A 5335-nucleotide genomic window follows, 5' to 3' on the forward strand; every position below is an offset into this window, starting at 1 on the left:
GGAACCCATTTCGGCATCAGGCTTTCCGAAGAGGAGAAGGCGCTCGCCATCGAGCCCTATCTCGACGGGTGGCGGGCAATGTCGGGTGGCTAGGCCTTTGGCTCGAACCGCCATTTGCGCGCAATGGCCGGCGCAAGGTCGATATTGTTCTTCTGCGCAAACAGCAGGATATGGCCCAGCAGGTCGGCGGTTTCGTCGGCCAGCGCCTCGCGCAGTTCCGCCTCGCCGAGGCCGCGCCGGCGACCGCGCTCGGTCAGCTTGATCCAGACCTGCGTCAGCTCGCCCAGTTCTTCCTGAAGTTTGAGGATGAACCAGTCGTCGTTTCGCGTTATGCCGTTCGTCACGGCGTAGCGTTGCGACGCTTCCTCGAACTGCCCGGCGAGCCTGACCAGATGCTGCATGTGCATGGACCTTTGAAATGGTGGCCACGGATGATGGCTGAGTCGAATTGTTCATGCAATGTTCTTCGCGGTAGCGCATGAGTTCGGGGCCGCTTTCGGTCTATCGCGCGAAGGTTGCGCGGGGCGAGATCGCCGAGGACGCGGCGCAGGCCCATGCGGCCGAGCGGCTGCAGCATCTTGCCGACGATCTTGGCGACTGGATGCCCGGCAAGAAGGTCGGGCCTTTTGCCTGGGCGGGCTTCGGCAAGCCGGTGACGCCGCCGGAAGGCCTTTACATCTGGGGCGGCGTCGGACGCGGCAAGTCGATGCTGATGGACCTCCTCTTCGAGACCGTCTCGATAGAGCCGCGCCGCCGCGTTCATTTCCACGCCTTCATGCAGGAGGTGCATGAGCGCATTCACGACTGGCGGCAACGGGAAAAGGCGGGTCAGGTCAAGGGCGCCGATCCGATCCCGCCGGTTGCCGGCGCCATTGCGCGCGAGGCGGCGCTTCTTTGTTTCGACGAGTTTCAGGTCCAGGACATTGCCGACGCCTCGATCCTCGGTCGGCTTTTCGAGCAACTCTTCGAGCGCGGCGTCGTCGTCGTCGCGACGTCGAACCGCGCGCCGGACGGCCTTTACGAGGGGGGCCTCAACCGGCACCGGTTCCTGCCCTTCATCGACCTGGTGAAGACGAAGATGGATGTGCTGCATCTCGACAGCGCAACCGACTACCGCATGGATCGCCTCAAGGGACTGCCCGTCTATCACGCGCCGCTCGGGCCCGACGCCGATGCCGCGCTCGACGCGGCGTTCGCGGCGCTCACCGACATGGCGCATGGCGAGCCGATCACGCTCGCATTGAAGGGAAGGGCGGTCGAGGTGCCGGAGGCCGCGCATGGCGTTGCGCGCTTTTCCTTCGCCGATCTCTGTGCGAAGCCGCTCGGGGCCGCCGACTATCTGAAGATCGCGCAGAGCTTCCACACGGTCATCATTCGCGGCGTGCCTGTCATGGGCCCGGAGCGGCGCAACGAGGCCAGGCGTTTCGTCACGCTGATTGATGCGCTTTATGAGGCGAAAACGAAGCTCATTCTCTCTGCCGCCGCGCTGCCGCAAGCGCTCTACGAAACGGGCGACGGCGCGTTCGAATTCGAACGCACCGTGTCACGCTTGATCGAGATGCAAAGCTTCGACTATCTGGCGCTCAGAAGCGCCGACTAGCAGGTCAGAGCTTTTGGGAAGCCGAGAACGAAGGACGCAGGTCGAGGCTCGTGTCGGCCGGCGCCGGGCTTTCGGCGACTTGCGCCGGGAAGGAGCCCTGCGGTTCCATATCCACGCGGTAGTCGAAGGACTGACCGAAGGTTGCCGACATCATGCCGAAGGAAACGCTCTCGCGCGGTTTGCCGCGTGCCGCCTCGCGGGCGATCTCGAGCGAAAATTCATGTGCCGCGCGGCGGTCGACCGGCACGAAGCCCAGCACATGCGGATCGAGCGCAGATGCAGCGACAAGCGTCTCCTGCGTGCGGCCGTCCTCGCCCTCCAGAAGCGCGATCACGCCGCCGAAATCGTCCTGTGTCGCGTCGGAGCCCGGTTCCTCGCAAAAGGCGCGGCCGTTCCGGAGCAGGCTTTCGAGAAAGCGGCAGTCCTTGCCGGTCAATGCCGACACGACATGCTCGCCAAGATCGCGACCTGTCATGATGCTGGAGGAGATGCCGGCAATCGTCAGGATTTCGCCGATGGTCAGGGCGCCGACAACAGGCGCCGCGCAGCCCGAAAGGCCAAGGAAAACCGCAACTGCAAGAACCGCTTTGGCGGCCCCGCCTCGCTGACCCATGTGGGTCCGCTTTACTGACATTACGCACGCCCCTGTTACGTCGGCTGGCCGCAACCTGCAGCCCCGGATGGTTGCGCCCCGGTCCCCCCGGACCTTGCGCTTCGTTCCGGCCGATCATCGCAAACTTGCGACATACGCGCGCGCCGGAACCCATCTCACCTATTGGAAATCATGCTGCTCCGAAGGCAACTGTGTCAATCTGATACCGCATTCATAGTTAAAATCCGGTTACCGGGGCCATGTCCTTCCGTTGCGGAGCGGGCGGATTCAGGTTACTAGGCTGCCAGATCAGACAGGGCGCAGGCATTCCGGAGGCTTCTCACCATGGCGCGCAAGAAAATCGCACTTATCGGCGGCGGCCAGATCGGCGGTACGCTGGCACTTCTCGCGGGGCTCAAGGAGCTCGGCGACATCGTCATCTTCGACATCGCCGAAGGCCTGCCGCAGGGCAAGGCGCTCGATCTCGCCCAGACTTCGCCGGTCGAGGGCTATAATTCGGCGCTTTCCGGCGCCAATGACTACAAGGGCATCAAGGGTGCCGATGTGGTGATCGTCACCGCCGGCGTGCCGCGCAAGCCCGGCATGAGCCGCGACGATCTGCTCGGCATCAACCTCAAGGTGATGAAACAGGTCGGCGAAGGCATCGCGAAATATGCGCCGAACGCCTTTGTCGTCTGCATCACCAATCCGCTCGATGCGATGGTCTGGGCGCTCAGGCAGTTTTCGGGCCTGCCGCACAACAAGGTCGTCGGCATGGCCGGCGTGCTCGACAGCGCGCGTTTCCGCTATTTCCTCGCCGAAGAGTTCAAGGTTTCAGTCGAGGATGTGACCGCCTTCGTGCTGGGCGGCCATGGCGACACGATGGTGCCGCTGGCGCGCTATTCCACGGTTGCGGGCATTCCGCTCCCCGATCTCATCAAGATGGGCTGGACCACGAAAGAGAAGCTCGAAAAGATCATCCAGCGTACGCGCGACGGCGGCGCGGAAATCGTCGGGCTCCTGAAGACAGGCTCCGCCTTCTACGCGCCCGCCGCCTCAGGCATTCAGATGGCGGAAGCCTACCTCAAGGATCAGAAGCGCGTTCTGCCTTGCGCTGCCTATATCAATGGCGAGTACGGCGTGAAGGACATGTATGTCGGCGTGCCGGTGGTGATCGGCGCGGGCGGCGTCGAGCGCATTGTCGAGATCGATCTCAACGCGGCCGAAAAGAAGCAGTTCATGGGTTCGGTCAATGCCGTGAAGGGTCTGGTCGACGCCTGCAAGAAGATCGATCCGGCCGTTGCCAAGGGCGCTTCCGGCAAGACCGGCAAGAAGAAAAAGTGACCGTTTGGGCGGGTTTTTGAGATCACGTCCATCGAGACAGGGCGGGCCTTTGGGCCCGCCTTTTTCTTTTGGCATTCATGGTGTCAATATATAATTTGCAGCGCGCCCGGAAAAGTGTTTAATGTAACCCATTAAATTTGAATGGTCTCCGCGTGCGGGGTCTTGGGAGGATAGCGATGAGGCGTCTGGTCGTGATCGGTCTGGCCGGTCTGGTTGCCCTTGTGGCGGTCGGCTTCGGGATTGTCTGGGTGTCGCCTTCCCTCCAGGACGGGATGATGAAGCGCACCGCGCTCGGCCGGATCGGCAGCGGGGACAATTCGGCGCTTCTCACCGATAATTCGCTGCATGTCCTTTTGTGCGGCACGGGCTCGCCGATGCCCGATCCGACGCGGGCCAATGCCTGCACGGCGGTGATCGCCGGCGGACACATTGTCGTCATCGACACCGGCCCCGGCTCCTGGTCGCGCATCGTCGCCAGCAAATTGCCGGCGGGCAAGATCAATACGGTGCTGCTGACGCATCTCCATTCCGACCATATCGGCGCACTCGGCGAATTCGCCGTGCAGAGCTGGATCGGCGGGCGCGTCGTGCCGCTCGAGGTCTACGGGCCTGGCAAACTCGAAGGCAGCGTGCCGCCGCTCAATTCGGAGGGGCATGCCTATGGCTCATCGGGAACGGTGGAAGTGGTGAAGGGCTTTTCCGAAGCCTTCGACTCGGATTCGGGCTACCGTATCCTCCATCACGGCACGGATTATCTCTCGCCGGAAGGCGCGCGGATGATCGGGCATGAGATTGCCCGCCCCGCGCCCAACACGCTGGTGTCGGTCTTCGACAAGGACGGGCTGAAGATTTCCGCCTTCCTCGTCAACCATCATCCCGTGGAGCCGGCGTTCGGCTACCGCGTCGAATATGGCGGCCGCGTCGTGGTCATCAGCGGCGACACGGAGAAGACCGAAAGCGTCGAACTGTTTTCGAAGGGCGCCGATCTTCTCGTGCATGAGGCGCTCAATCACGAGATGTCGAGCATCATTTTCGAGGCGCTGACCGAAACGGACAACAAGCGGCTGGCAAAAATGGTTCACGACACGCTCGACTATCACGCCTCGCCGGTCGAAGCCGCCGAAATCGCACGCGAGGCGGGTGTGCCGCTGCTGGTGCTGACGCATCTCGTGCCGCCGCTGCCCAACGCGCTGGCGCGCCACATTTTCATGCGCGGCGTCGCGGAAGCGCGCGGCGAGGGCGATACCATCCTCGGCTATGACGGGCTGCTGGTGACGCTGCCGGCCAATTCGAAGGAAATCGAGACGTCCAATCTCATGTGACGCTGCGTCACCTGCTATCCCGTTGGCGGCATTGAGTTTCCTGTAAGTTGCCGGGGCGGCTTCATGGCCGCCTCCTTGCCCATCTGCCGGTTGCACCCGCTCGCTCGGGTGGTATAACTCCGCCCCATCCGACATAGCTATCGGGCGATTTTTCCTTCCCTGGCACGCGGGTTCCCGCGACGCCGATCAGCCGGACGGTCCTTGCATGAACATTCACGAATACCAGGCCAAAGCCGTGCTTGCGAAGTATGGCGTGCCGGTGCCGCGGGGCCATGCGGCCTTCTCGCCGGATGAAGCGGTTGCGAAAGCGAAAGAACTGGGCGGTCCGGTCTGGGTCGTGAAGGCGCAGATCCATGCGGGCGGCCGCGGCAAGGCGGGCGGCGTCAAGGTCGTGAAGTCGGTCGACGATGTGAAGACGGAAGCCGCGCGGCTTCTCGGCTCCACGCTCGTTACGCATCAGACGGGCCCCGACGGCAA

At 63.2% G+C, this 5335-nt stretch carries 6 protein-coding genes; 4 read left to right on the forward strand and 2 right to left on the reverse strand.

All coding sequences use genetic code 11. The features are described 5' to 3' along the window. Positions 1 to 89 precede the first annotated feature (89 nt). Positions 90 to 401 carry a pyrophosphatase gene (locus WEB61_RS10445; protein ID WP_368064280.1) on the reverse strand — a complete coding sequence of 104 codons (312 nt, stop codon included), beginning with the start codon at positions 399 to 401 and terminating at the stop codon, positions 90 to 92. Positions 402 to 478: 77 nt separating this feature from the next. On the opposite strand from WEB61_RS10445, the gene zapE reads away from it, so the two are divergent. Beyond that, complete coding sequence (gene zapE / locus WEB61_RS10450; protein ID WP_368064281.1) at positions 479 to 1600, forward strand: cell division protein ZapE; 1122 nt, start codon at positions 479 to 481, stop codon at positions 1598 to 1600. Between the two features lie 4 nt (positions 1601 to 1604). Here the strand turns inward: zapE and WEB61_RS10455 are convergent, their stop codons facing one another. Next, a complete protein-coding gene (locus WEB61_RS10455) occupies positions 1605 to 2234 on the reverse strand; it encodes a hypothetical protein (RefSeq protein WP_368064282.1) in 630 nt (209 codons plus the stop codon). A gap of 303 nt (positions 2235 to 2537) precedes the next feature. Between WEB61_RS10455 and mdh the strand changes: the two genes are divergently transcribed. The 3 genes from mdh to WEB61_RS10470 form a co-directional block, all read left to right on the forward strand. Further along, positions 2538 to 3536, forward strand: coding sequence for a malate dehydrogenase (gene mdh / locus WEB61_RS10460; RefSeq protein ID WP_368064283.1), 999 nt, complete (start codon positions 2538 to 2540; stop codon positions 3534 to 3536). Between the two features lie 176 nt (positions 3537 to 3712). After that, positions 3713 to 4858 carry an MBL fold metallo-hydrolase gene (locus WEB61_RS10465; RefSeq protein ID WP_368064284.1) on the forward strand — a complete coding sequence of 382 codons (1146 nt, stop codon included), beginning with the start codon at positions 3713 to 3715 and terminating at the stop codon, positions 4856 to 4858. 205 nt (positions 4859 to 5063) lie between these two features. Beyond that, a partial coding sequence (locus tag WEB61_RS10470) for an ATP-grasp domain-containing protein (RefSeq protein ID WP_368064285.1) occupies positions 5064 to 5335 on the forward strand: 272 nt, incomplete at its 3' end.

The sequence above is a fragment of the Parvibaculum sp. genome, from assembly GCF_040882025.1.
In the GTDB taxonomy this organism is placed as follows: domain Bacteria; phylum Pseudomonadota; class Alphaproteobacteria; order Parvibaculales; family Parvibaculaceae; genus Parvibaculum.

Coding starts and splice junctions, on each gene's coding strand:
- WEB61_RS10445 (WP_368064280.1), bottom strand. CDS start 401: ATGCAGCATCTGGTCAGGCTCGCCGGGCAGTTCGAGGAAGCGTCGCAA.
- mdh (WP_368064283.1), top strand. CDS start 2,538: ATGGCGCGCAAGAAAATCGCACTTATCGGCGGCGGCCAGATCGGCGGT.
- WEB61_RS10465 (WP_368064284.1), top strand. CDS start 3,713: ATGAGGCGTCTGGTCGTGATCGGTCTGGCCGGTCTGGTTGCCCTTGTG.
- zapE (WP_368064281.1), top strand. CDS start 479: ATGAGTTCGGGGCCGCTTTCGGTCTATCGCGCGAAGGTTGCGCGGGGC.
- WEB61_RS10455 (WP_368064282.1), bottom strand. CDS start 2,234: ATGTCAGTAAAGCGGACCCACATGGGTCAGCGAGGCGGGGCCGCCAAA.